This is a genomic window from Cellulomonas sp. ES6 (assembly GCF_030053835.1).
Lineage (GTDB): Bacteria > Actinomycetota > Actinomycetes > Actinomycetales > Cellulomonadaceae > Cellulomonas.
In genome coordinates, this window is the sequence record NZ_CP125655.1 from 1,562,092 (window position 1) to 1,586,427 (window position 24,336).

Annotated in this window: 24 protein-coding genes and 1 tRNA gene; 7 read left to right on the forward strand and 18 right to left on the reverse strand. The window is 69.6% G+C overall.

From position 1 onward, the window contains the following. Nucleotides 1–7 precede the first annotated feature (7 nt). The 5 genes from P9841_RS07335 to P9841_RS07355 form a co-directional block, all read right to left on the reverse strand. Complete coding sequence (locus P9841_RS07335; RefSeq protein ID WP_283321406.1) at nt 8–994, reverse strand: ABC transporter permease; 987 nt, start codon at nt 992–994, stop codon at nt 8–10. Further along, nucleotides 991–2,493 carry a sugar ABC transporter ATP-binding protein gene (locus tag P9841_RS07340; protein ID WP_283321407.1) on the reverse strand — a complete coding sequence of 501 codons (1,503 nt, stop codon included), beginning with the start codon at nt 2,491–2,493 and terminating at the stop codon, nt 991–993. The genes P9841_RS07335 and P9841_RS07340 overlap by 4 nt, the downstream gene beginning before the upstream one ends. A gap of 97 nt (nt 2,494–2,590) precedes the next feature. After that, nucleotides 2,591–3,724 carry a substrate-binding domain-containing protein gene (locus P9841_RS07345; RefSeq protein WP_283321408.1) on the reverse strand — a complete coding sequence of 378 codons (1,134 nt, stop codon included), beginning with the start codon at nt 3,722–3,724 and terminating at the stop codon, nt 2,591–2,593. Between the two features lie 272 nt (nt 3,725–3,996). Next, entirely contained in the window at nt 3,997–5,010 is a 1,014-nt protein-coding gene (locus P9841_RS07350; RefSeq protein ID WP_222171435.1) for a LacI family DNA-binding transcriptional regulator, read from the reverse strand. Between the two features lie 88 nt (nt 5,011–5,098). Beyond that, nucleotides 5,099–5,722, reverse strand: a complete 624-nt coding sequence (locus P9841_RS07355; RefSeq protein WP_283321409.1) for a GntR family transcriptional regulator — start codon at nt 5,720–5,722, stop codon at nt 5,099–5,101. Nucleotides 5,723–5,888: 166 nt separating this feature from the next. Here P9841_RS07355 and P9841_RS07360 point away from each other — a divergent pair, with 166 nt between their 5' ends. Beyond that, nucleotides 5,889–6,635, forward strand: coding sequence for an alpha/beta fold hydrolase (locus P9841_RS07360; protein ID WP_283321410.1), 747 nt, complete (start codon nt 5,889–5,891; stop codon nt 6,633–6,635). A gap of 43 nt (nt 6,636–6,678) precedes the next feature. Here the strand turns inward: P9841_RS07360 and P9841_RS07365 are convergent, their stop codons facing one another. Continuing rightward, nucleotides 6,679–7,146 carry a MarR family winged helix-turn-helix transcriptional regulator gene (locus tag P9841_RS07365; protein ID WP_283321411.1) on the reverse strand — a complete coding sequence of 156 codons (468 nt, stop codon included), beginning with the start codon at nt 7,144–7,146 and terminating at the stop codon, nt 6,679–6,681. Between the two features lie 148 nt (nt 7,147–7,294). Here P9841_RS07365 and P9841_RS07370 point away from each other — a divergent pair, with 148 nt between their 5' ends. Together P9841_RS07370 and P9841_RS07375 are read left to right on the forward strand one after the other, a co-directional pair. Beyond that, complete coding sequence (locus P9841_RS07370) at nt 7,295–8,275, forward strand: NAD-dependent epimerase/dehydratase family protein (RefSeq protein WP_283321412.1); 981 nt, start codon at nt 7,295–7,297, stop codon at nt 8,273–8,275. Nucleotides 8,276–8,381: 106 nt separating this feature from the next. Next, nucleotides 8,382–9,257, forward strand: a complete 876-nt coding sequence (locus P9841_RS07375; protein WP_283321413.1) for a class I SAM-dependent methyltransferase — start codon at nt 8,382–8,384, stop codon at nt 9,255–9,257. A gap of 925 nt (nt 9,258–10,182) precedes the next feature. On the opposite strand, the gene P9841_RS07380 is transcribed toward P9841_RS07375, so the two are convergent. The 5 genes from P9841_RS07380 to P9841_RS07395 all read right to left on the reverse strand — a co-directional run bounded on the left by P9841_RS07380 (nt 10,183) and on the right by P9841_RS07395 (nt 13,382). Beyond that, a complete protein-coding gene (locus P9841_RS07380) occupies nt 10,183–11,244 on the reverse strand; it encodes a protease inhibitor I42 family protein (RefSeq protein ID WP_283321414.1) in 1,062 nt (353 codons plus the stop codon). A gap of 67 nt (nt 11,245–11,311) precedes the next feature. Then, on the reverse strand, nt 11,312–11,731 hold the full coding sequence (locus P9841_RS07385; RefSeq protein WP_283321415.1) for a helix-turn-helix domain-containing protein: 420 nt from the start codon (nt 11,729–11,731) through the stop codon (nt 11,312–11,314). Between the two features lie 51 nt (nt 11,732–11,782). Beyond that, complete coding sequence (locus P9841_RS19090) at nt 11,783–12,223, reverse strand: holo-ACP synthase (protein WP_502848667.1); 441 nt, start codon at nt 12,221–12,223, stop codon at nt 11,783–11,785. Then, nucleotides 12,220–13,092: a hypothetical protein gene (locus tag P9841_RS07390; RefSeq protein WP_283321416.1), complete on the reverse strand. Its 873-nt coding sequence runs from the start codon at nt 13,090–13,092 to the stop codon at nt 12,220–12,222. The genes P9841_RS19090 and P9841_RS07390 overlap by 4 nt, the downstream gene beginning before the upstream one ends. Continuing rightward, nucleotides 13,089–13,382: a hypothetical protein gene (locus P9841_RS07395; RefSeq protein WP_283321417.1), complete on the reverse strand. Its 294-nt coding sequence runs from the start codon at nt 13,380–13,382 to the stop codon at nt 13,089–13,091. Before P9841_RS07395 ends, P9841_RS07390 begins: the two co-directional genes overlap by 4 nt. 424 nt (nt 13,383–13,806) lie before the next feature. Here P9841_RS07395 and P9841_RS07400 point away from each other — a divergent pair, with 424 nt between their 5' ends. Then, nucleotides 13,807–14,868, forward strand: a complete 1,062-nt coding sequence (locus P9841_RS07400; RefSeq protein ID WP_283321418.1) for a nucleotide kinase domain-containing protein — start codon at nt 13,807–13,809, stop codon at nt 14,866–14,868. Between the two features lie 10 nt (nt 14,869–14,878). On the opposite strand, the gene P9841_RS07405 is transcribed toward P9841_RS07400, so the two are convergent. Both P9841_RS07405 and P9841_RS07410 read right to left on the reverse strand, forming a co-directional pair. Further along, nucleotides 14,879–15,874 carry a thymidylate synthase gene (locus P9841_RS07405; RefSeq protein WP_283321419.1) on the reverse strand — a complete coding sequence of 332 codons (996 nt, stop codon included), beginning with the start codon at nt 15,872–15,874 and terminating at the stop codon, nt 14,879–14,881. Nucleotides 15,875–15,886: 12 nt separating this feature from the next. Next, a complete protein-coding gene (locus P9841_RS07410; protein WP_283321420.1) occupies nt 15,887–16,492 on the reverse strand; it encodes a hypothetical protein in 606 nt (201 codons plus the stop codon). Nucleotides 16,493–16,923: 431 nt separating this feature from the next. On the opposite strand from P9841_RS07410, the gene P9841_RS07415 reads away from it, so the two are divergent. Both P9841_RS07415 and P9841_RS07420 read left to right on the forward strand, forming a co-directional pair. Further along, nucleotides 16,924–17,385, forward strand: a complete 462-nt coding sequence (locus P9841_RS07415) for a RipA family octameric membrane protein (RefSeq protein WP_283321421.1) — start codon at nt 16,924–16,926, stop codon at nt 17,383–17,385. A 770-nt stretch (nt 17,386–18,155) separates the two neighbouring features. Beyond that, nucleotides 18,156–19,496 carry a hypothetical protein gene (locus P9841_RS07420; RefSeq protein ID WP_283321422.1) on the forward strand — a complete coding sequence of 447 codons (1,341 nt, stop codon included), beginning with the start codon at nt 18,156–18,158 and terminating at the stop codon, nt 19,494–19,496. A 265-nt stretch (nt 19,497–19,761) separates the two neighbouring features. On the opposite strand, the gene P9841_RS07425 is transcribed toward P9841_RS07420, so the two are convergent. Continuing rightward, nucleotides 19,762–19,834: transfer RNA gene (locus tag P9841_RS07425), tRNA-Arg, on the reverse strand. A 172-nt stretch (nt 19,835–20,006) separates the two neighbouring features. Further along, nucleotides 20,007–20,318 carry a hypothetical protein gene (locus P9841_RS07430; protein WP_283321423.1) on the reverse strand — a complete coding sequence of 104 codons (312 nt, stop codon included), beginning with the start codon at nt 20,316–20,318 and terminating at the stop codon, nt 20,007–20,009. A 468-nt stretch (nt 20,319–20,786) separates the two neighbouring features. Here P9841_RS07430 and P9841_RS07435 point away from each other — a divergent pair, with 468 nt between their 5' ends. Next, nucleotides 20,787–21,335 carry a hypothetical protein gene (locus tag P9841_RS07435; protein ID WP_283321424.1) on the forward strand — a complete coding sequence of 183 codons (549 nt, stop codon included), beginning with the start codon at nt 20,787–20,789 and terminating at the stop codon, nt 21,333–21,335. A gap of 123 nt (nt 21,336–21,458) precedes the next feature. Here the strand turns inward: P9841_RS07435 and P9841_RS07440 are convergent, their stop codons facing one another. Genes P9841_RS07440 through P9841_RS07450 form a run of 3 tightly spaced genes read right to left on the reverse strand, consistent with a single transcriptional unit; the run spans nt 21,459 to nt 24,150 of the window. Then, nucleotides 21,459–22,019, reverse strand: coding sequence for a YhgE/Pip family protein (locus P9841_RS07440; protein WP_283321425.1), 561 nt, complete (start codon nt 22,017–22,019; stop codon nt 21,459–21,461). Continuing rightward, a complete protein-coding gene (locus P9841_RS07445) occupies nt 21,905–23,395 on the reverse strand; it encodes a YhgE/Pip family protein (protein ID WP_283321426.1) in 1,491 nt (496 codons plus the stop codon). Before P9841_RS07445 ends, P9841_RS07440 begins: the two co-directional genes overlap by 115 nt. Then, complete coding sequence (locus tag P9841_RS07450; protein ID WP_283321427.1) at nt 23,392–24,150, reverse strand: ATP-binding cassette domain-containing protein; 759 nt, start codon at nt 24,148–24,150, stop codon at nt 23,392–23,394. Before P9841_RS07450 ends, P9841_RS07445 begins: the two co-directional genes overlap by 4 nt. Nucleotides 24,151–24,336 lie beyond the last annotated feature (186 nt).

Below are 24,336 nucleotides of genomic sequence, written 5' to 3' on the forward strand. Positions count from 1 at the left end.
GGTGGTGCTACTTGTTCCGGGCGAGGGCCACCGCGAGGACGATGATCACGCCCCTGATGACCTGCTGCTGGCTCGAGTCGAGGCCGGCGAGGATCAGGCCGTTGTTGATGAGGCCCATGAGCAGGGCGCCGAAGAGGGTGCCGACCACGGACCCGCGTCCGCCGGCCAGGGCGGTGCCGCCGAGGATCACGGCGGCGATGGCGGAGAGCTCGTCCCCGGCGCCCCACTGGAAGCGCCCGGACTGGAGCCGCCCGGCGTACAGGAGGCCGGCGAGGGAGGCGGCCATCGCGGAGAGCATCATCACGCGGAACGTGATGGCCCGGGTGTTGATCCCGGAGTACTCCGCGGCGGTGCGGTTGGCGCCGGTCGCGAGCACCTGCCGCCCGAACTTCGCCTTCTTCAGGACGACCGCCCCGACGGCGACGACGACGGCGCTCCAGACGACCAGGCCCGGCAGTCGGCCGATGTTGCCGCTGCCGAAGACGGTGTTGAAGGTGCGGTCGAGGATGGGCTGCGGCGCCGACGCGGTGACCCACTGGGCGACGCCCGCGGCGATCCCGAGCATCGCGAGCGTCACGAGGAACGACGGGATGCGCAGGAACGCGACCAGCGAGCCGTTGACCGCGCCGACGACGACCCCGACCAGCAGCCCCGCGACGATGCCCGGCACGAGGCCCCAGGCGGCGATCGCCATGGCGGCGGTGATGGACGTGAGCCCGGCGATCGAGCCGACGGACAGGTCGATCTCGGCGCACGCGATCACGTACGTCATGCCGACGGCGATGATCGTGATGATGGCCGACTGCCGCAGGATGTTCAGCAGGTTGGTGGTCGACAGGAAGCCCTGGTCGCCGAGCAGGACGGCGAACACGAGGAACACCACCACGAAGCCGACGTAGATGACGTCGCGGCGCCAGTCGATGCGCGCGCCGGCGCTCCGCCACCACGGCGTCGCCGCGCGGGTGCCGGGCCGGTCGGGGGCGGTGGTGCTCATGCCGCGATCCCCTGGACGGCGAGTTCCAGCTCGACCTCGGTGGTGATGCGGTCGGCGTCGATGCTGTCGACGACCCGGCCGTCGCGCATGATCAGGAACCGGTCGCACATGGCGATCAGCTCCGGGTACTCCGACGAGATCACGATGATCCCCTTTCCGGTCCGCGCGAGCTCGCGCACGATGCGGACGATCTCGGTCTTGGTGCCGACGTCGACGCCGGCCGTGGGCTCGTCCATCACCAGGACCTCGGGGTCGGTCCCCAGCCACTTGGCGATGACGATCTTCTGCTGGTTGCCCCCGGACAGGAGGCGGGCGGGCCCGTCGGGGCGGGCCACCGCGATGGAGAGCTGCTCGATCAGCCGGTCGGACAGCGCGCGCACCTTGTCCCGGGCGATCAGGCCGTGCCGGCGCAGCCCGTCCAGCAGGGGCAGCGTGAGGTTGTCCCGCACGGAGTGGTCGAGCACCAGGCCCTGCAGCCGCCGGTCCTCGGGGATGAGCGCGATCCCGGCGGCGATGGCGTCGGCGGCCGACCCGAGGCGCACCGGGCTGCCGTTGCGGTGCACCGAGCCCGCGGTGACGGGGCTCATGCCGAACAGCGCCCGGGCGAGCTCGGTGCGGCCCGACCCCATGAGGCCGGCGATCCCCACCACCTCGCCCGCCCGCACCTGGAACGTCGCCCCGTCGACGCCCGCCGCGTGGACGTCCCGGACGTCGAGCACGACCGGCCCCGGCTCGGTGTCCCGCACCGGCCCGGCGGTGGCCGCCAGCTCCCTGCCCGCGATGCCGGCGACGATCTCCTGCGGCGTGATCTCGTCGAGCGCCGCGGTCACGAGGTTCCGGCCGTTGCGCACGATCGTGATGCGGTCGGCGATCCGGTACACCTCGTCCATGCGGTGCGAGATGTAGACGATCGCGATCCCCTGCTCCTTGAGCCGGGCGACCAGCTCGAACAGGGCGTCGACCTCGTGCTTGGCGAGCGAGGCCGTCGGCTCGTCCATGATCAGCACCGTGGCGTCCTGGCCGAGCGCCTTCGCGATCTCGGTGAGCTGCCACTGGGCGGTCGAGAGCGAGCCCACCTCCGCGGCCGGGTCGATCGCGACGCCGATGCGGCCGAGCAGCGCGGCCGCGCGGGTCCGCATCGCGGCGTCGTCGATCAGCCCGGCGCGGGTGGGCTCCCCGTCGAGGAAGATGTTCTGCGCCACGGTCAGCGTGCTGATCAGCGAGAACTCCTGGAACACCATCCCGACTCCCGCGGCGCGGGCGGCCTGGATGCTGCGGGCCTCGAGCGGCTCGCCGAACACCTCGACGACCCCGGCGTCCCGCTGGTAGACGCCCTGCAGGATCTTCATGAGCGTGGACTTGCCGGCTCCGTTGCCGCCCGCCAGGGCGTGGACCTCTCCCGGGCGGACCTCGAAGTCGACGTCGTCCAGCACCGTCACGCCGTCGAACGCCTTGCGGATCCCGTGCATCCGGATGGCGAGCGGGGGCTCGCTGGGCATGCGGCACCTCCTCGTGCGCAGTCGTGTCTGTGGGGTGGGGACCGGGGGTGGAGCAGCGGCTCCCGGTCCCGGCGGCGCCGCCGGCCGCGGGGTCGCCTCAGTCGGCGTAGGAGTCCGTGACCTCGGACGGCGGGTCCGCGTGGTAGACCTGCTGCCACGCGTCGAGCACGTTGTCGTGCGTGACCGGCAGCGCGGACAGCGCGACGTACGGCGGGGCCGTCCTGCCGAGCAGCGCGCCCGCGGCCAGGTCGGCCTCGGTCACGCCCTGGTCGAACGGCACCTGGGCGCCGAGGCCCACCACCATCTCGCCGCGCGCCAGCGCGATCGCGACGTTCGTCCCCAGGTCCTCCGTGGCGATCTTGAGGTCGGTGCGGCCGGCGGCGCGCGCCGCGGCCATGACGCCCTCGGCGGGGACGTCCCAGACGGCCCAGATCCCGTCGAGGTCCGGGTACTGCGTCAGCCACGCGTCCGCGACGGCCTGGGCGTCACCCGCGAAGTCGGGCCCGGCGATGCCGCGCTCGTCGACGACCTCGATGTCCGGGTACTGCTCCTCGATGGTGGTCTTGAAGCCCTCGTACCGCTGCTGCGTCACGAAGAAGTCGGCCTCGTGGTAGATCAGGCCGATCTTGCCGGAGCCGTTCAGCGCCTTCGCCATGAGGTGGGCGGACACGACGCCGTTGCCGTAGTTGTCGGCCGAGACCACCGAGACGTAGTCGGTCCCCGGCTCCAGGCCGTCCGGGACGTTGTCCATGAACACGAGCTTCACGCCGGCGTCCGCCGCGGCCTTGTACGCCGCCGCGGTGGCGACCGGGTCCGTCGGGATCGACACGATGATGTCCGGGTCACGGGCCATGACGGTCTCGATGTCCGACACCTGCTGGCCGGGGTCGAAGTCGGCGTCCGTCACCGCGACGACCTCGATGCCGAGCTCCTCGAACCGCTCACGCAGCCCGGCGATCTGGGCGTTCGCCCAGTCGTTGCCGCCGTAGTGCATGACGATCGCGGCCGTCGCCCCCATCTCGCGGACCTGCGCGACCTCGTCGTCCGTGAGGGCGGCCTCCGACGCGGGCGCCGGGTCCTCACCGCGCGGCCCCTGGGCCAGGACCTGCCCCTCGAGCTCGGCCAGCGCCTCGTCGGCCTGGGTCGAGACCTCGGTGTTCTGCTCGGTGGTCGCGCCGCTCTCCGACGAGCACGCGGTCAGTGCCACGGCGGCGACCGCCAGTGGTGCCACCCAACGCAGCCTGCGCAACATCATCAATCTCCTTCGATCGGTGTGCGGTGGTGGTGCGGGGTCGGGACGCCCGTCACGGCTGCTCCCGAGTGCGGGGCGCCGTCCTCGGCAGGTCCCCGTCCCGAGGAGTGTGAACGTTCGCCCTGAGCGGGGTCAAGGGTTTGGGCGAACGTTCGCCTATCACGATTCGGTCTCGGTGCGCGGGGTGCCGTGCGGGCGGGACGTTCGACCCGGACGGGAGGGGGGCGGGCGGGAGGGGCGGCGGGCGGAGGTCAGCGCGCGGGCCGGGCGGCGGACGCCCGGACGACCAGCGACGGCTCGGCCGGCGACGTGTCCACGTCCTGGCCCTCGATCAGCCCGAGCAGGATCTCCATGCAGCGCGACCCCACCGTCGCGAACGACTGGCGGACCGTCGTCAGCGGCGGGAACACCTGCGCGGCGAACTCGTTGTCGTCGAACCCGACCACCGAGACGTCCTGCGGCACCCGGACACCCGCCTCGTACAGCGCGCGCAGGAAGCCCAGCGCCATGAGGTCCGAGGCCACGAACACCGACGTCGGCAGGCCGGCGGCGACCATGCGGCGCCCGATCCGGTACGCGCTCTCACCCGTCCAGTCCCCGTACTGCACGGCCGGCGCCGGCAGCGCGTGCGCGCGCAGCTCGGCCTGCCAGCCCCGCAGCCGCACCTGACCGTCCAGCCAGTCCTGGCTGCCGGCGAGGTGCGCGACCTCGCGGTGGCCGAGCTCCACGAGGTGCCGGGTGGCCAGCCGGGCGCCGAGCTCCTGGTCCTCGTAGAACACCGTGATGCCCTCGTGGCTCGTCTCCCCCGGCGACAGCAGCACGACCGGGAGCCCGGCGGTGACCTCCTGCGTCACGTGCGACAGGGACACCCGGGGGGCGATCACGACGACGCCCTCCACCCCGCGCTCGACGAACGCGCGGAAGATCGCCGCCACCTCCTGCGGGGACGGGTGGCTGGTCGTGGTGACGAGTGCCGTGTAGCCCGCGTCCCGGGCCGCGGACTCGACGGCGGCGAGCGTGCTGACGGGCCCGTACTTGGGCGAGGCGTCGGCGATGACGCCGATCGTGTGCGAGCGGCTCGTCACCAGGGCGCGCGCCGCGTCGTTGCGGCGGTACCCGAGCTCCGCGATCACGGCGAGCACCCGGTCGCGGGTGGCCGTCGAGACCCGGCCGCCGTCGTTGATGACGCGCGACACCGTCTGGTACGAGACGCCGGCCTCCCGCGCCACGTCCTTCAAGGACGCCCGCCGACGCGTTCCTGGCACTGCGGCTCCTCGTCCCTCGCCCCCGGAGGGCGCTACCCCCCCTGACAGAGCCCCAGGTTAGGGCCTCATGCGCCCCGGGCACCCGCGCTCACTCCCGCGTGCTCTCCAGGCTGTGCCACGTGTCGTACGCGACGGCAGCGGCCCGGTCGGTCTCGCCCGCGGCGCACAGCCGGATCAGCTCGTCGTGCTGCGCGACCGAGCGCCGGCCGGCCTCCGACTCGAACCGCAGCCGCTCCGCGCGCCGCACCGCGGGCGTGAACAGCTCCAGCACCCGCTCGAGGGCGCGGTTGCCGGCGACGTCGACCAGCACGCCGTGCAGCTCGCCGTCCGCGCGCAGCGCCGCGTCGACGTCCCCGGACTCGACCGCCGCGGCGAAGCGGACGTTGGCGTCCCGCATCTCCACGACCTCCGCCTCCGTGAGCAGCGGCACCGCCTCGCGGACGGCCACCTCGTGCATCGCGGCGACCACGTCGCGGGCGTCGCGGACCTCGCGCGCGTCGAGCGGGCTGACGATCGTCGAGCGCCCCGGCTGGGCGAGCACGAGGCCGCCCTGCGCGAGCCGGAGCAGCGCCTCGCGCACCGGCGTGCGGCTGACGCCGAGCCACGCCGCGATCTCCTGGTCCCGCAGCTGCTCCCCCGGCTCGAACGTCCCGTCGACGATCGCGTCGCGCAGCCGCAGGTAGACGTCGTCGCGCAGCAGGTGGCGGTCCACGCCGGGGGGTGTTGCCGGGACGGGCACGGGCGGGTCCTCTCGGATCGGTCAGGGGCTAGCTCTCGACAGAGCGTATCGCTGGATGCAATATATCGGATACCGCGTGCGTTACTCATCCCGACCGGAGCGGGACCCGCCCGCCCCGGATCACCGAGAGGACACTCCGATGACCGACACCACGCTCGACAGCACCGGCACCTCCACCCCCACCGTCGTGCTCGTGCACGGCGCGTTCGCCGACTCCTCCAGCTGGAACGACGTGATCGCCCGGCTGCGCCAGGACGGCTACCCCGTGCTCGCCGTCGCCAACCCCCTGCGCTCCCTCGACGGCGACGCCCGGTTCCTGCGCGACGTCCTGGACAGCATCGACGGCCCGATCGTCCTGGCCGGCCACTCCTACGGCGGCACCGTCATGAGCGAGGCCGCCGACGGCCACCCCGGCGTCCGGGCGCTCGTGTACGTCGCGAGCTTCCTGCTCGAGGAGGGCGAGAGCACCGGCGAGCTCGCCGGCCGCTACCCCGGCAACGAGCTCGGCGGCGCGCTGCGGCCCGTGCCCGTGCGCACCCCCGACGGGCGCACCGTCGACGACCTCTACATCCAGCTCGACAAGTTCGGGCCGGTGTTCGCCGGCGACGTCCCGGCGGACGTCGCGTCCGTCATGGCCGTCACCCAGCGGCCGATCATCGGCGAGGCGCTCGCCGACAAGGCGACCAAGGCCGCCTGGAAGACGATCCCGTCGTGGACGCTCGTCACCCTCGCCGACCTGGCCGTCCCGGCGGAGGCGCAGCGGTTCATGGCGTCGCGGGCGTCGTCCCACGCCGTCGAGGTGGACGCGTCGCACGCGGTCACCGTGTCGCAGCCCGGCGTCGTGGCGGAGCTGATCGAGGAGGCGGCGCGGGCGACCGCGCGCTGAGCCCTCGCGTGCAGGGCGGCGCCCTCGGGCGCTCCGGCCCGGATCAGTCCGGGGCGGGGCGGCCGGGGGCGTCGCCGGTCGGCGCGGCACCGAGCTTCCGCAGCATCACGGCCAGGGCCGTCAGCTCGTCGTCGTCGAGCACCGCGAACAGCTCGTCCGTCGCGCGCTCGTAGCTGGCGACCCACGCGCTCGCCAGGTCGGCGCCGTCGGGGGTGACGTGCAGCAGCACGGACCGCCGGTCGTCGGCGCTCGGCCGGCGCTCGAGCAGCCCGTCGCGGACGAGCCCGTCGACCAGCGTCGAGGCCGTGCCCTGCGCGATGCCGACCGCGTGCGCGAGCTCGGTGAGGCGGACCGGCTGCGACCGGGCCACCTCGACCACCAGGCGTGACCGCGGCGTCGACACGCCGTGCCCGCCCAGCCGCTCGTCCAGGCGCCGCACCAGCACCTTGGCCGTGCGGCTGAACTCGTCCGCCACCTCGGCGGCCGTCACCGTCGCTCTCCTGCGTGCCATCGGCACCGCCCCTCCCTTGACGAGCCGATCCTACGGCGGGTTACATAGATCTCGATGTATTGATACCGAACTGTTTGGTGTCGATGCGGTCCCGGGTGGTGCCGTCGCGCGACCGCAGCCCACGCAGGTCGATCGGAGAGGACCAGCCATGAGGATCTTCGTCACCGGAGGCAGCGGCTTCGTCGGGGGCGCGCTCGTGCGCCGCCTCGTCGCCGAGGGCCACCAGGTCACCGCCCTCGCACGGTCGGAATCCAGCGCCCAGCGGGTCCGCGCGGCCGGCGCCGTCGCGCTGCACGGGGACCTCGCCGACCTGGCGGACGCGGCCGGCGCCGAGTGGCTCGCACGCCTCGCCGACGTCGACGCCGTCGTGCACACGGCCGCGCACATGGAGTTCTGGGGGCCGGACGCCCTGTTCGAGCGCCTCAACTACGCACCCACCGTCGCGCTGCACGCCGCCGCCGTCGCTGCCGGAGTGCGCCGCTTCGTCCTCGTCAGCGCCGCCTCCGTCTCCACCGGCAGCCAGCGCCGCCCGGTCGTCGACGAGACGACCCCCGAGGGCCGGCCCAACATCGCGTACAGCAGGGTCAAGCTCGCGACCGAACGCGCCCTCCTCGCCGCGCCGGCGGGGAGCACCGAGCTCGTGATCCTGCGGCCGCCGTTCATCTGGGGGCGCGGGATGGCGACGATCGACGGCTTCGTCGAGGCGGCGCGAACGGGCCGGTTTGCCTGGATCGACCACGGCCGCCACACCGTCGACATGGTCCACGTCGACAACCTCGTCTCCGCCCTGGCTCTGGCGCTGACCCGCGGGCGGGCGGGCGGCATCTACCACGTGACCGACGGCGCACCGGGGCCGATCCGCGAGTTCCTGGTGCCGCTGCTGGCGACGCAGGGCATCGACGTGTCGGGGAGCCGCAGCGTCCCGCTCGCGGTGGCCGCGCCCCTTGCCGCCGTGCTGGACCGCGCGGCGCGGGTGCTGCGGCGGCGCACCGCTCCCCCGCTGACGAACTGGCTGGTGAGCTTCACGGGGCGCGACCGGGCATACGACATCACGGCTGCGCGGAGGGAGCTCGGGTACGTGGCGGGGGTGACGTTGGAGCAGGGGCTCGCGGGGATGACTTCCGCGTGAGCCCGCGTCGCGACCATCCATGAAGGAGGAGCGCTCAAGGGTCACCTCGCAGCGCACATCCCCGACGGGCCATCGGCGAGCCTGCCTCGCTGCTAGCGTCCCGAGCGTGCCCGTCGGCGGATACCTCCACGTCAACCGATCGAACTGGGACAGCCGCGCGCCGGTCCACGCGCAGGGCTACGGGATCGAGGCGCTGCTCGCCGACCCGCAGCGCCTCTCGAGCGTCGTCGAGTTCGACCGTCCGCGCCTCGGAGACATCGCGGGCCTGGACGTCGTCCACCTGCAGTGCCACATCGGCACCGACACGCTGAGCCTCGCCCGACTCGGCGCGAGCGTCACCGGCGTCGACCTCTCCGGGGCGTCGCTCGACGAGGCGCGGCGGTTGGCCCAGCGCGCAGGGGCGGAGATCGAGTACGTCGAATCCGACGTGTACGCCGCGCCGCGGGCTTTGGGCAGCCGCCGCTTCGACGTCGTCTACACCGGCATCGGCGCCATCTGCTGGATGCCGAGCATCCGCCGGTGGGCGCAGACCGTCGCCGACCTGCTGCGCCCGGGTGGCCGACTGTTCGTCCGCGATGGCCATCCGGTGCTGCTGTCGACTCTCGCGATGGCGGTGGGCGCCGAGCACGTCGATCGCGAGCAGCAGCCATGGATCACTACGCCGGGCACGCTCACGCCCGGGCTCGAGCTCCCCTACTTCGAGCAGGCCGAACCTCTCGTCTGGACCGACGAGTCCAGCTACGCCGGCAGCGGCAAGGTCGCGCAACCGCGATCCATGGAGTGGAACCACGGACTCGGCGAGATCGTCACGGCGGTGCTCGAGGCAGGCCTGGAGCTGACGTCCCTGACCGAACACGACAGCGTGCCGTGGGATGCCCTCCCCGGGCTGCTGGTACTGGACGAGCAGATCGGTGAGTACCGCCTTCGCGACCGCCCTGAGCGGCTCCCGGCGACGTTCACGCTGACCGCTCGGCGACGCTGACCCGTATCCCACCCGCGACATGGCTGCCACCAATGTCGACGAAGACCGGTACCCGGACAGGACGTCGCAGAACCCATGCCGCTCCGACCTGCGACAACAGCCATGTCCGCTGGCTCGGCTTCGCCTGAGTGGCTTCGAGGCGACTAGACATGCTTTGGGAGCTCGATCTTGGGCTGTGGACAACGCGCGGAACGGCGAAACTACATGCGGGTAGTTCGTCGAGTGACCTCTGTCCGGGGTGCTCGCTGACCGCACGCTGACCACGGCGCCTCTGCATGGGTGCCCTAGGCGGGCTCGATGGTTAAGACGCCTTCGAGACACTGCTCGAGCGCCGCCTCACTCACCAGTGCATGCCCGCTAGCTCCCCATTTCTCGCCCCAGCTGTTTCTCACGCAGACAAGCAGCTCTCCGTCCGCCAGTCCGGCGGGCAGGTGCGGACCAGAGACCCGCGCAATCCCGACCGCAGCCACAGCATGCCGTGCCACTCCGGGCCCATCAGGCAAGACAAGTCCCGTTCCATGAAGGAACGAGTTGGTGACGCGGAGCAGAAGGACCGGCCACCGCCCGGACTCAAGAGCACGTCGGATCTCATCGATGCCGGCCCCCCGGACTACATGTGCCCGAACGTTTGGCCCGACAACAGCGGCGGGAGGCCCGTACGACGGGTCGGCCTCGTCGACGCCCGCGTCGTACGGCCACTGCGCTTCGGGGGGCTGTCCGTCGTCGAGCAGGGCAGAACTTGCTGCCCCCACGTTGCCACGGCCCCCCGGGTGGTTCCCGCTAGCCCAGTGCAAGTACTCCGCACTATGGGCCACCTGCGACTGGAACGTGTGCACGGCGGTGATCGCCATCGATAGGCATGTGCCACGCTGGCCTTGATCAGCGACGCCGGGAAACGATGAACGATTGTCGGCGATCCACTCGATCATGCGACCCGCCTGGCCACGCGTGACCGATGGGCCGCAATTTGTGACTCGGCGAACCCCTCCAACGAATGGGAGGGCGCGACCCTCACCGAGACTCCGAACTCATCAACCACACCATCGGGCTGCCAGGGACGCGCAAGGACTGCCTGGATGCGAGTCGAACCTGCCTCATCGGCTAGCATCACCAGTTCCCGCACCCCGCCTCCACCGACCATGTCACCACTACTCGGCGCCAGGAACGTGTCGACTACCACCCGAAGCTCACACGGCACGGTGACGGCAGCCGAGACGGCGGGCTCACTTTCGAGCAACCGCCCACCATCCCAAACTGCCCCCTGCGGACCTAGCGCTGCCGTCGCCGGTTCGCGGAGTCGCCATTGATACCCGGTCGATGGGTTCTCGGGCAGCCGCACTCGGAGTTCGTCGCCGACCCGACAGACCGCTGCCAGGCCGTTTGAGCGCTGATCAAGCAGCACGAGATCGGCGCGGTTGTTGCCCTCGGGATGGTCGCCGGCCCGCAGTTCGCGCTTGATCGCCGCTGCGCCCGCGCGCAAGTAGTCATCCGCCGTCTGATGGTCCAGTCTCCTCAGGCTGACCAGTTGCCACACAGCGGCACTGAAACTCACATCGAGATCTCTCGCGAGCATGTAGGCCTGAGCCGCGGTCGGACTCGCCTGTCGGGCTACTCCCTGGCGGCGCAGAGCGCGGTTCACCGCCTGGAGCGGCATCAGCAGGTTGCCCGCGAACACCTGGGCCGCGAGCTCATTCGCGCGCGCCTTCTCGATTGGGCCCCTCACGTCATCGGGGCCATCGAGATGGGACTCGTGACCCAACACGTGGTGCCCCAGCTCATGGGCTGCGGTATAGCGTTGAAGAGTCTCAGGGTGATTAGCGTTGACGACAATTCCGGTCGCGTCACCCTCGCGGAGATAGAAGCCGTACAGGCCCGCTCCGAGTGGCTTGCTCACGAGCCAGATACCTTCGTCCTGAACTATCTTGAAGACATCGATCGGCTCATCCCACGAGGTCTCCCGATGGGCAAGGAGCCGCTGCGCCTCCATTGAGGCCCGACCGAGTGCGGGACTAATTCGCATCGCTTTGCGCTCCTGTGCAGGCTTCGTAGGTCGGCTAGTCGACTGTGTCCGAACCAGCTTGCGGCGCTTGGCCGGCTCCCCGGAGGAACTCTGCGAACCGCAGCACCTGCTGCTTGTCAGATTCCGAGAGTGATTTGGTCGCGCGGAAGAGCGCCGTCGTCGCGGGGTCATCGTGAGCAGCCCTGCCGAGTAGGCGGTCACCAGTGGTTCCGAATAGCTCGGCAAGTCGCTTCAGTTCGATACCAGTGACTCGACGACGGCCATTCTCGATTGCGCTCACTGCCGCGCGGGAGATGCCGAGAACCTCCGCCACGTCCGCCTGGCTGAGGCCGACGTACAACCGGTCCGTGCGGATTCGTTCGGCAAGCGCCTGCTCATCGTCAACCGGATCGACGCTCGACGTGGCACTGTCCCGAGGTGCAGGCGTCTGCGAGTCTTCCCGCTTTTCGGTCATCTGCGTCTCCCTCCTGTCGCGTTCCTGAGGTCTGGAGGATTCAATCGAGCGCTATTCAGGAACTAGCGCAACCGCAAGCGCTGCAGCCGCGTCGCCTTCATGACTGATGGTAAGACCCCAAATCCACGCATCCCCACCGTGAGGCCACGGCATCGTGCCGGCCGCAGCGACTGACGGTTCACCTCGCGCGTCGTGCACGATCTCGATCTGGTGCGCGGCGATACCTCTAAAACCCGTTCCAAGGGCCTTTACCACAGCTTCCTTGGCCGCCCAGCGGGCCGCCAATCGATCAGGGCGCCCGGCCGCATAGTTCCGCTCATCGGCGGTGAAACAGCGCTCGACCATTATGTCCCCCCCGCGACGCTCGACGAGCCGAACGTACTGACGAATGCTCACCACGTCCCATCCGATGCGGAGCCGTTGCCCAGGCTTCAGGCCGAGGCGCTCGACCGCGCCAAGTACCTCCCGGGCAGACAGACTCAACTCGCTCATGTCGTCGATTCCGGCATCGCGAGATCGCTCATCGGCGCGCCAAGCGGTCGGGCAGAGAGCTCGATGGGCCTAGTCTCGCCAGCAACGGACGACGCAGCACGGAGTAACTCTTTGCGTCGCGGCAGGATCGCGTCTGCGTGACTCGCAACGACCATGAGCTCACCGACGGCCTGGCCCGATTCGGTGGCAAGGAACGACAGAAGGCGCGCCAGGCCCAGGAAGTTCCCGTAAGCGCGGTCCTCGTAGGTGTGATTACGATACAGCGCGACCATCGAAACTGCACCATGAAGGCTCGACAAGCTAATGTGTGCGAGGCATGGTCCGCCACGGGCCGGAGCCGCGGTGCCCCTCCCTCCTTGGAGCACCGCAGAGCCTCCGCTGCCCCCGACCGGCCCGTCCCGGTCGGGGGCGATGATCGGCATCTCGTACCGATTCTTGTAGTTGCGTTCCGCGCAAAGCACGTCGAGAACCTGCGCAAGCTGGTTGGTCGGCTTTCCGTCCGGGCTTGGGTAACTGACCAGTCGCCCGATGTACGTCCCCCATCCTGTCTTCCGCGAATGCCTGCGGGCGCCTTCGATCGCCTCCACACGTTCGTAGAAGCGCTGCACAGCGCCAGGCCGCTCTGGCCGATAGAGCCCAATGGGGAAGATCGTGTTCGCCACGGTGTGCATCGTCTGAGCCCTGAAGTCCCTCTTACGTCGACTCTCTTCGGCGAGACGCGCCTCAATAGTGCGGCGAATGCCAACGTCTTCGTGGAGCGGGTCGGCGATGGTGACCGTGAGGTTCACAAGTTCTCCAGTAGTCGCCAGCGCACTGTAGGCGCCGAGCCATGCGTCACCGATGTTGCCGGCGTCGACGTGAGTGCTCATGCGACGTCACCCTCCGGGCCGGCGGCGAGCTTCTCCACGACGAGCGTAACGAGGGCGTCGACGGTGGCGAACTGCTCGGGTGCGAGATCAGCGGGCCCGGGCAGGGGCACCCCAAACCGGGCAGACACGCCTGCGAGTACGGCCTCGGCGGTCTTGCTCTCCAGTTCGTACATTTCGTCTCCACCGACCCCGCCGACCGCACCGTCGATGTCGCCTCGATCCACGCCTTCGACGTCGGCGAGTTCGTCCAAGATCGCCTCGCGGATGTCAGACCTGCTGATGGCTACCATCCGAACCCCCTCTTGGCGACAGCAATGCCATCACACTATGGTGGGAGCGTCAGCAAATCAAGCATCTCAACCGACCCGGGACCAGTGGACATCCAGGGACGGAAGAGCCCAGGCCGACACCGGCGTCGGGCGCCGAAGGCCTATGCGCGACCCCTCCCGCACCGTTGGCCCTCCGCCACGCACCTGTGGCGGGCTGCGCGACCTCGCAGTCCGACACGCCAGCTCACACGGGGGCACCCGAGAACGCACGGCTCAAGCAGGGCATATCCTGAGCCGAGGTGGCCGCTCCTGGCGTCGGCGCGCCCACAGCAGGTTGCCATGCGGCAGTCTCCGAGCGCCCCGAGGACCCGCTCGGATGAGTTCGGCACAGGCGCCGCTGTCATGCCCCGCAAGTACCCGTCCCCGTCCACCTGCGAGGAGAGCGATGAGGACGATCCGCATCGGCCGCCGCACAGCCGTCGCGACCGAAGTCCTCCGCAGTTACTGGTTCGTCGCCGCTGAGCGACAGCGCGTCTACCACCAACGGCTTCGAGGCGCCCCCCCGCCATGGACGACTGACTTGATCTTGTCGACCTACCGGTTCACCAACGCATACCGCGCGGCGGACCGAGTGTCGCAAGACCTAATCCAGGTCCAGTACCGCGGGCCCCAAGCACCTGACGACCTGCTACTTAGGACCATTCTCTATCGGTTCTTCAACAAGCCCTCGACATGGCGGGCGATAGAAGACGCGGTTGGGACCGTTTCACTCGAGGCGTTCGACGTTGCCCGGATCAACAACAGCCTCGAGAGGCTGATGAGACGCGGACAGACCATCTACTCCCCAGCCTACATTATCCCACCACCCAAATTTGGCGCCCGCCGCAAGCATTTGAACCATCTGCTTCTGGCTCAGCACATCCTCGAATCGGGAGCGACGCAATCAGTTCTCGGCGCTCGAACAATGCGGGACGTGTTCGACACAATCTCATCGTACCCATCTCTTGGTCCCTTCCTTGCCTTTCAGCTGACGGTCGACTTGAACTACTCGACGCTACTGGACTTTGAAGAAGACCAGTTCGTCGTCGCCGGCCCGGGAGCGCGCAGCGGCATTGCAAAATGCTTCGCCGACACCGGCGGCGCTTCACACGAGGACATCATCCGCTGGGCCGTGGATAACCAGGAGGAGGAGTTTGCCTACTACGGGCTCGAATTCCAGGACCTGTTCGGCCGACGGTTGGCGCTGATCGACTGCCAGAACCTGTTCTGCGAGACCGACAAGTACGCGCGCGTCGCCCACCCAGAAGCGGTTGGAATTGGACGGCGCAGTCGGATCAAGCAGAGGTTCGCACCCGCTTCGGCGGTACCGGCACCCTTCTTCCCGCCGAAGTGGGGAATCAACGAGCGCGCGATTTCAGCCGTCGCAGATGAACGGATGGCAACGGCGACTGACCTCTTCGGCAGCGTGGCGAGATCGAGCGAGCCTGTCGGCGCGGAACTTAGGTAGTTGGCTGGCCTCAATGGTCCCGCGCGTTGGGCCGGTTGACATACTCGCGCGCGACGACTGCGAGATCCGTGTCGCCGAGCGAGACGAGACGCGGCTCCAGATCAGAGGGCGTCGCCCCGCGCTTGAACGCCCAAAAGACATCGAGGGCTCGGATGTACCCCGTGAGCATGGGGTCGTCGAACGGGATCACCAGGTCCCCGAGGTTCGCCCCAGTGCGCAGATGCTCCTCGAGGTCCATCCACTGCGAGAGTGCCGCCCCCGCTTCAGTCCACTCCGTGTCGTAGCGGAACATGGACCTCCCAACGTAGCTAGAAATGTCAGGACCTGCGGTCGATAGCACATTCCGGGCACGGGACAGGTGCTTTTCATATAGATGCAGGGAGGACGTAAAGAACGTCAGCACGCCGGGCTCCAGATCAAGCCATCGCGCCATCATCTCCAGGAGGACGCTCCATTCGAAGGCGTTTATGCCGGAGAAGCCCCACCATACATCCGTACTGCGCGCTGCGACGCTCAGGTCCAGTCGGCCGTTTCGTGAGAGGAAGTGCAGCCAGTTATTACATGGGATGTCCCTGCTGTCCTGGAAGTCCTGAGAGGGATCGAACAGTGAAATGGCCGCCCGCCGTGACATCGGCGAACGATGCAGCTCGTGGCGCACAGCGGCAAGCTGATCGACCCCACCCCAGTTGCGGAGACGGGGGCCGTAGCCGGCGCGCCACGTGACGCCGCCGTCGTCAGAGAAGTTGGGGGCTCGCCTCAAGTACGGCGTCAGGTAGGCCAAGTCATTGCGGCCCGCGATCACCCACATGCTCTCAGCGATCGCAGCGAACGGGTTATTGTTTCTTCCTGGGGCAAAGACGAATCGCTCGAGCGGCGCCTCAACATTCACCGTTTGCGCGGGAAGCTCAAGAGTAAGCCCGTTTCGGCTATCGATCTGCGTCCCCGCTGTGATCAGATCCGACAACATGCCCGTAAACGCGGAGTTGACGTTCCGAAAACTCACCATGCGGCACCTGCTTCAATTCGCTGCTATTGTCAAGTCGCGGCGTTCAAGCTCGGCAAGCATGAAGGCCGTTACCTCGGCCACACCCGCCACCGGAACGCGGGCCGCCAAAGCCTGGGCTTCGCTTGCCAACTCGCGGTACCCGTTGCGGATCGGGCGAGAGTTGTTGCTATCATCCTCGTAGGGCTCGTCGAACACGAAGATGACCGACGCAGTGAGCGGCGACCAGACGTTCTGGACGACGTTCATGAATGCCTGTTTGGTTATCCCACCCTCGGGAATGTCGCCGCTGTACCAGCCGTATGCGATCGTTGACCACCACCAGCGGTCAAGCAGTACTGCCTTGTCGCGCAGGAGCTCGACAATACGCGGCATACTCTCTGCATGACACGCGAGGTGCGCGAGTTGCCTGGCTACGCCAGATGACGGCCGACAGGCGTCGTCCTCCAGCAGCGCGTACGTCGTTGCAGTGAAATGACTGAAACCGCGCGGCATGTGCACGTGCTCGGTGGTCGCCGGGTCGAGCTCTCGCTTGAGCAGCGCTGCCTGGGTACTCTTGCCTGTCTTGTCCAGACCTTCGAGGACAACAAGCGTCCCGGGCTTGAGGATTCGGCCGGTCATCCGGTTCCCCCTGTCCGTCGGCCATCGGCGCCTCATGGCTCCCCGACCGCGTGCCGCGGTGTGGCCACATCTGTCGATGCGCTGCTCTGGGGACTGCGCTTGTGGCCGGTTACCCAGAGCATGCTACCGCGTCAGTGCCATCTCGCAGCCCGCGATCTCCCGAAATCTCCTGGGTGCCGGCACGGGATTGGCCGCACGTGCGCAAAGGAGCCTCCAGAGCCGAGGTCGCGCCGCGCTGCCCGACGGTCGACCCCGACGACGGATGCCGCTCTGAAGGCCAAGCTCGTGAGCCGCCAGCGAGTCGTTCGGACAACTGGGCCACCCCGTCGTGTAGACGTTGAGACCTCAGGCGCGCGGGCTCGGCGAGTGGGTTCCGCGCGCTCCCGGACGGTGGTGCCGGCCCGGATCCCGCCTACTCATTCGGAGACGAGATGACCAGCGATGGGCACGCGAGCTGCTCAAACGACACCAGCGAGGTGGAGATCGCCCTTGACCACGCGTGGCAGTGGTTCGCTCTGCATGCCGCACAACGGATGCAACTCCTGAATTACTTCCTTCTATCCGCGGGGTTCATCACTGCCGGCTATGGAGCCACCCTAAACTCGAGCCGCCCACATGTGGCTGGGGCGGTGGCCGCGGGAGGCTGCATATTGGCGGTTTTGTTCTGGCGCCTCGATGTTCGTACGCGCGAGTTGATTCGGGTCGCGGAGAGGCCGCTCGAGGATCTCGAGGAGAAGATCAGCCGTGCAAGCGGAATCTCGGGCCTGGACATGGTGGTTCTGATGAAGACGCCAGCCAATAGAGTGTCCTCGTACACTTCGATCATCCGGGCACTCGCAGCGGTTGCGTTTATACTGTTCGCCTTCGGCGCCGCTTATGGATTTTCCCGCTAGAGAAGAGCGCAAGACGCTTCGTCCAGGCGTGCTCGCCGTCAGCGCAAGGCCCCGTCGACGCGGCCGCAGTCAGCGTCGGCAGAGGCGCTCGCCACCGACCGCGCCCGGACCCTGCGAGCATCCCGAGATGCAAGACGAGTCGACGCTGCGTCATCGGCCGCACCGTCCCGGAGACGGAGCGGTCGGCACACGACCAGGTCCGTTTCGGAAGGTAGGGCCGGCGTCATGGGCCTCGATCTGTCGGGTCGGTGCTCCGTCGTCACAGGTTTCGAAGTAGTACGTCGCTGATCCCCAGCCGTCGAAGCCGTCGCCTCGACCCTCCTCCCACCGCCGTCTGTACCAGCGAGCCGGAGCGCGCTCTCACGCAGCTCGTCCGGGTACTTCCTCGGCGCAGCCATGACGCTCACCCTCCGTGGATTGAGAGCCTCCATGGAACCCGGGGCGGTTCGCCCTGAGATCCCACTGATGGAGCCGCAGCGACTCATCGAGCCAGCTTCGTCGCGGCCCTCGCTTCCGTCCGACTAGCGGTCCCGCTCAAGCGCCCACGGCTGGGGAATGTGTCCGTGCGGATATGCGTGCGGCAAGCTGGGGCTGGCAGACCCGGTGAAGGACTGCATGCGTAACTGACGTACCCAAGATGGGTCTTCCCACCAGCTAACCCCCCGAGGCCTGCCTCTCCGCGGTGCCGATCCGGCATACAGGGCGCTCCCGGCGCCCCGGAGCGATCGCTTAGGCTGGGCGCCATACAGCTCGCGAACTTGGGGGACGAGGTGGACGCGACCGAGGTGGGGGTCTGGCGATCGGACCTCTCCGAACGCACGCTTGAAGCCAACCCGCGAACATATGTCCTTGGCGTCTTTCGCAAAGGGTCGATACCTCGCCCGGGATCCGTCTGCATCGCCTTCCAAGACGGTGAAGATGGAACCCTTTGTGCTGTCGGACTAGGGATCGCCGGCAAGCCACAGGGCGTCGCCGATAGACGCGTGCGGACCAAGTTCAGTTCATGGCACTCCCTAGTAGAGCCCATTCCCCTGGCTGACCTGGAGGAGGAAGTCGCTCGGAGGGCGACCTCTGCGAGCTTTGAGTTTACTGTGCCTCCAGAACTTGACGTATCGCGATATACAAAGAGTGGGCGCGAGCAAGTAATGCGGGCTCTCGTAGCGCTCCGGCCGAACCTTGCCTATTGGCTCGAAAGCCTGTCAGACGATGTCGACCTACCACCAGAACACAGGCTGCTTCGCGATGAAGGACGCGACGCAATCGCACTCGCTGCCGATCTCGCGGGAATCGAGCTTCCCGAGGACGCGTTCCGTCATGTCAGCTCTACCGCAGACACGGACTCGCTACTTGAGGTAGTGGTGAACTCCGCCTACGTCGCCGATCTCGAGGAGGACCTGCTACCCGAGGACCTGCGTCGCTTCGATGGGAGGGCGGATCTCGAGCGCATCTCGGCCAGCGCTTCCCTCTTCACGGACCCGGTCAGCGGGTACCAACTCGCGGTGTTCAATGTGAACAAGAAGGCGTTCGAGACCGAACTGGGCGTAGACCTCGTCTACTGGGACAAGACGAACGATACCTTCTCGCTCATCCAGTATAAGCGGCTCGAGAGAGCCGCGACGGATAGGGCTACGCATACTTACGACTGGGTGTATACGCGCGAGTCCGAGTTGAAGAAGCAATTGGCCCTCATGCCGACGCTCGCCAATCAATCAGTGATGAGCCGAGACTGGCGCCTGACTCCCTCACCGTTCTGGTTCAAGTTTGTGAATGGCGACGCCGGGCGCGACGACGACAACATCGTCCTCAAGGGCATGTACGTCCCCGCCGAGTACCTTCGACTAGCGGTGGAAGACGGTACCTTTCGCACGGGTGAGCGTGGCGGCTTCAGGCTCGGACACAGCAACACGAGATACTTGACGCGGGCTCCGTTCGTCGAGCTCCTACGACGCGGGCTCATCGGCACCGACTCGGTTCACTCAAAGCACCTGCACGCGGTCATAGCAGACCTGAGTAGGACCGGACGGCAGACGCTCGTAGCCGTGAAGGACAAGTGGGTCAGCGAGTCCGCGGCGGGGGTGGCGCCCGTGCTGGACTCAAGCGCACCCTTCTGAGTGCCCTACATTCCCGCGGCCCGCGCCGCAGCCGACGCGTGCCTGCCGGGTGCGGCCGCCCACGGGGGATCCCGGGTCATGGCCGCAACAATTCGTTTGCTAGCGAGCACCGGCGATCGCCGCCGGCGTCCGCCCACGTTCCCGACGGTCCGTCCACACCCTGAGACAAGTCGCTGACCACACGCTGACCAAAGGTCGGCCAATCGAAGACCGTCCCCACGCGGCCAAGGCGCCGATACTGCCGCTGACCTGCACGAACATCCAGTGCGCCTGGGCAGATTCGAACTGCCGACACCCGCTTTAGGAGAGCGGTGCTCTATCCACTGAGCTACAGGCGCCCGGGCCAGGCCAGATACGTGGTCGGAACCCGGCGAGGATCGTCCCGGGTCGGCCCGTGCGTGTTCTCGTCGGCCCCGTGCGACGCCAGCCGGCTCTACACGAGCCGTTTGACGCCCGTTCAGCCTACCGGTGCGCGGAGCGGGTGGGTGCAGGCAGACCGTCCCCCGGCGCTCAGAAGGGCATCGGCAGCGTCGCTCTCGCTCGAACGTCTTCTTGCTCGGCGAGCAGCGAGGTGCCGTGAGACTCGCGTTCCCGGCCGCCCTCCGGGCCTGACGCGGGAGCATCGAGTGGCTCGATCGTGCCGTCAGGTCGTCGACGGCCCGTCACCCGGCTGGCGATCGACACCCGTGCCTTGCGGAGCCCGATGGGCCCGCTCGCGGCTTCGGCATCGCGGCGCGCCTTCCAGGCACGCAAACGCTCGTCCCGCTCCTCCTGAGGAAGCGCGAGCCACGCCTCGATGTCGTCGAACGGCTGGTCGTTCACTCGATGATCTCCTCCAGCAGGTGGTCCAGGACCTCTCAGGTCAGAGGTCGATCAGGACCTCGCTTGCACAAGTGTCGGGTTCTGTCCCTCAACGTATGGCACACACCCGACCAGGCCGCACGGAGTTCCCTCATGGTCCACAGACGCCGGGGGCCCGGCCAGAGAACTTGGCCGGATCCCCGAGCCGGCCCTCCGGTCGGTCCTCTGCGGCAGAGCCATGTGTGACCACGGCACATCGGTTTGCCTGCGACGAGGTGAAGCCCCGTCCTAGCCTCTGCCTGTCCAGCCGGTCCCGGATCGACCACCCTCGACGAACCGCGCGATCAACTCGATGCTTGTCCGGAGCGCGATGGACCCGGGGCCCGAACAGTCGGACGCGACAGACGGCCGGCACGGAGATGCACGACAGTCGCTGACGACCTCGTACGCGCAGTCCCTGTCCGGACGGACCGCAAGAAGGTGGCACGGATGAACACGACCCGTCCCGGTTTACGGCCGCGCGGCCCGTGGGGCGTCGCCCTCGGCGGTTCGGCCCTCCTCGTCGCCTCGCTCGCGGGATGCGCGACGGCAGACGGGGCATCGGCGCCCGCATCGGACTCCGCCACCGGCCCGAGCGCCGCCGAGCTCATCGCGAAGCAGGCCGAGCGCGGAGGCCCGACGGCTGCACCCACCGAGTGGGTCCCCTCGGAGTACGCCCTGTGCGCGGAGTTCCCGCCCGCTGGGCAGACACCGGCGGGCGACCTCGAGGGCTGGTGGAACGGAGCGCCGGCGAATCCTGACGGCAGCACCATCCGGGACCCGGAGGAGTGGCCCGACGCCCGGATGCGCGACCACCCTCGCGTCGCAGTCGTGGGCGTGGACAGCGCAGAGGTGTACTCGACCTGGGACCGCATCACCTGCGGTCCCGATCCGACCTACGTGCCGACACGAACCGACGAGTGGCCCGCCGACGTCGATTCCGTCGTGCTCGACATGGACACCGGAGAGGTGCTCGCCACCGGCCGTCGCGGCGGGTGACCGCCTGACCGCGCGCGGTCGCCAGAGGAGATCGACGCCGTCTGTGGCGACCGAGCAGGCCGGCCGGCCGGGGCATCCCCACCTGTGGAGGCCGTCCAGGGCCGGCAGCACCCTCATCCCGCCCTACTCCCCCAGCACCGGCTTCACCTGCGTGATCCGCCACCGCCGTCGCCACGCCGTCGCCCCGACCCCCGCCGCGAGCGCCCCGACCCCGATCGCGCCGACGAGCAGCAGGTCCCGCAGGTACCGCTCGGGCGGCCCGCCGGTGAGCGCGATGCGCAGCCCGTCGACCACGTGGGACATCGGCAGCAGCGGGTGGACGACGCGGAAGGGCAGCGGGAGGGTCTGCGGCGGGTAGATGCCGGCGGCGCTGGTGAGCTGCACCATGAGCAGGACGAGGGCGACCGCGGACCCGACGACGCCGAACGCGGTGCGCAACGCGTGGGCGATGGCGGTGAACGTGAGGGACCCGACGACGACGAGGCCGAGGGTGCGCGGCCAGCTGTGGGGGTCGAGGCCGAGGCCGAGCTGGACGATCGCGAGCAGCACGAGGCCGCCGGTGACGCCGATCAGCGCGACGGGGAGGAACCCGGCGAGCGCGACCCGCAGGGACCGGCGGCGGACGCGAGCCCGCGGGGGTTGACGGGCCGCAGCACGGTGAAGACGGCGACGCCGAACACGCACAGCGCGATGCCGAAGAAGAACGGCGCGAGGCCCTGCCCGTAGTACTGGGCCTCGTTGCGCGACTCGACGCGCACCTGGGTGGGGTCGGCGAGCTGGTCGGCGGTGCCCTCGGGGTCGGACGCGCCGAGCGTGGGGACGCGCTGCACGGCGGACGTCAGCCCGTCGGTGAGCGTGGCCGCGCCCTGCTGGAGCTGCTGCGTGCCGTCGGCGAGCCGGCCCGCGCCGTCGGCGGCGGTCTGGAGGCCGGTGGTCAGCTCGCCCAGGCCGTCGGCGACCTGGCGGGAGCCGGTGGCGAGCCGGTCGATGTCAGACTGCGCCGCGCGGATGCGCTGCTGGATCGCGGGGACCTCGGCGGTGACGGCGTCCGCGCGGGCGGCGACGTCGGCCGCCGCCCCGTTCACGGCCTGCGCTGCGGCGACGACCTCGCCGGCGCGGGCGTCGGCGGCGCGGGCGGCGGCCTGGATCTGCTGGAAGCCCGGGTCGGCGGCCTGGTCGGGGTGGGTCTGCGCCCAGCCGTCGAGCAGGGCGACGAGCTGCGCCGTGCGGGTGGGCAGCCCCTCGGCGTCCTGCGCGACCAGGCCGGCGAGCCCCGCCGCGCCGCCCGCGACCTGGTCGGCGGCCTGCGCGACGGCGGGCAGCGCGGGCACGACGCGGTCGACCAGGGGGTCGACGACGGCGGCGATCCGCTCGTCTCCCTCGGCGACCTGGCCCGCGCCGTCGCGGAGCTCGCCGGACGCCTGCACCGCCCCGGCGAGCCCGGACGCGAGGGTCGCGGCGCCGTCGTGCGCGGTCGTCAGGCCGTCCCGCAGCTCGGTCGCGCCGTCGGCGGCGTCCTGCAGCCCGCTGCGGAGCTCCGCGAGCTGGCGGAACGCGACCGTGAAGTACGCGGAGGTCGCCGCGGCGTTGATCCGCTCCTTGAGCTCGAGGGCGAGTCCCTGGGCGGCGACGCCGACGATGAACCCGTTCGCCCCGTCGCGGCGCAGCACGACCTCCGCGACCTCCGGCTCGCCGGACTGGACGGCGGCCAGGTTCGCGGAGAAGTCGCGCGGGATCGTGATGGACATGGGGTAGGTGCCGTCGGCGAGGCCCGCGCGGGCGTCCCGGGCGTCGGTGGGCGTCCACGCGACGACGGGGTCCGCCTGGAGCTCGCGCACCACCTGCGCCCCGGCGTCGACGCGCTGCCCGGCGACCTCCACGGGCTCGTCCTCGTCGACGACGGCCACCTCGATGTCGCCGAGGTGCCCGTACGGGTCCCAGTTCGACCACAGGTACAGCCCGCCGTACAGCGACGGCAGCAGGACGAGGAACAGCAGCGCCACCCGCTGCACCGGCATCCGGTAGCGGCGCAGCTCCGACCACGCGAGCGGGATGGTCACGACTCCTCCACGTGCGTCGGGTGCAGCTCCAGGACGGTGCGCGGCGGATCGTCCGGCGCCGGCGTCCGCGGGTCGCCGGCCGTGCTCGCGAGGACGACGCACCCGTCGGCGTCCGCCACCCGCGTGAGCGCCTCCCAGACCAGCGCCTGCTCGTCCGGCGGCAGGCCGTCGTCGAGGTCGTCCAGGACCAGCAGCTCGGGCCGGGGCAGCGCCGCGAGCGCCACCGCCAGCAGGGTGCGCTGCACGGCGGGCAGCCCCTCGACGTGGACGTCCGGGTCGGCGACGAGCCCCGTCAGCTCGCGGACCTCGTCCACCCGGTAGCCCAGGCCGTCCGACCCCGGCGGGTGCACCCGCTCCCACCGCGCCCGCTCCCGGAACGTCATCCGCACGGTGTGGTGCTCCTCCGGCCCGATGACGCGGTCCAGCCGCGCGACCGCCGACCGGCGCCGCACCGCGCGCGAGCCCCGCGGCAGGTCGTGCCCGAGCACCCGCAGCGTGCCGACCGACGGGCGCGCGCGGCCCGCGAGCGTGAGCAGCAGCATCGACCGCCCGGTCCCGCCGCTCCCGCGGACCTCGACGACCTCGCCGGCGTCCGCCCGCAGGTCGACGTGCCGGAACACCCACCCGACGTGCGTGCGCATGCCGAGGCCGTCCGCGCGGAGCACGGCGGACGCGTCGTCCGGGGCATCGGGCGTCCCCGCGGGCGGGAGCGGGACGACGCCCTCGTGGGCGGGCCGCGACTGCTCGGACGACATCCGGCACCTCCTGCCGTGGGCAGCACGGAGCGGCCCCCTGCCGGTCAGCCTCGACCCGCCCCGGGGTGGCCGCAACCGCCCGCGCTGCGGCCCGCCGTCGGGATGGTCGAGCACCGCACGGGCCGGCGGGGCGCCACCGGTCCCGCGCAGGGCCCCCCGGAGGCGGGCGCTCGATCCGGGTTGCTC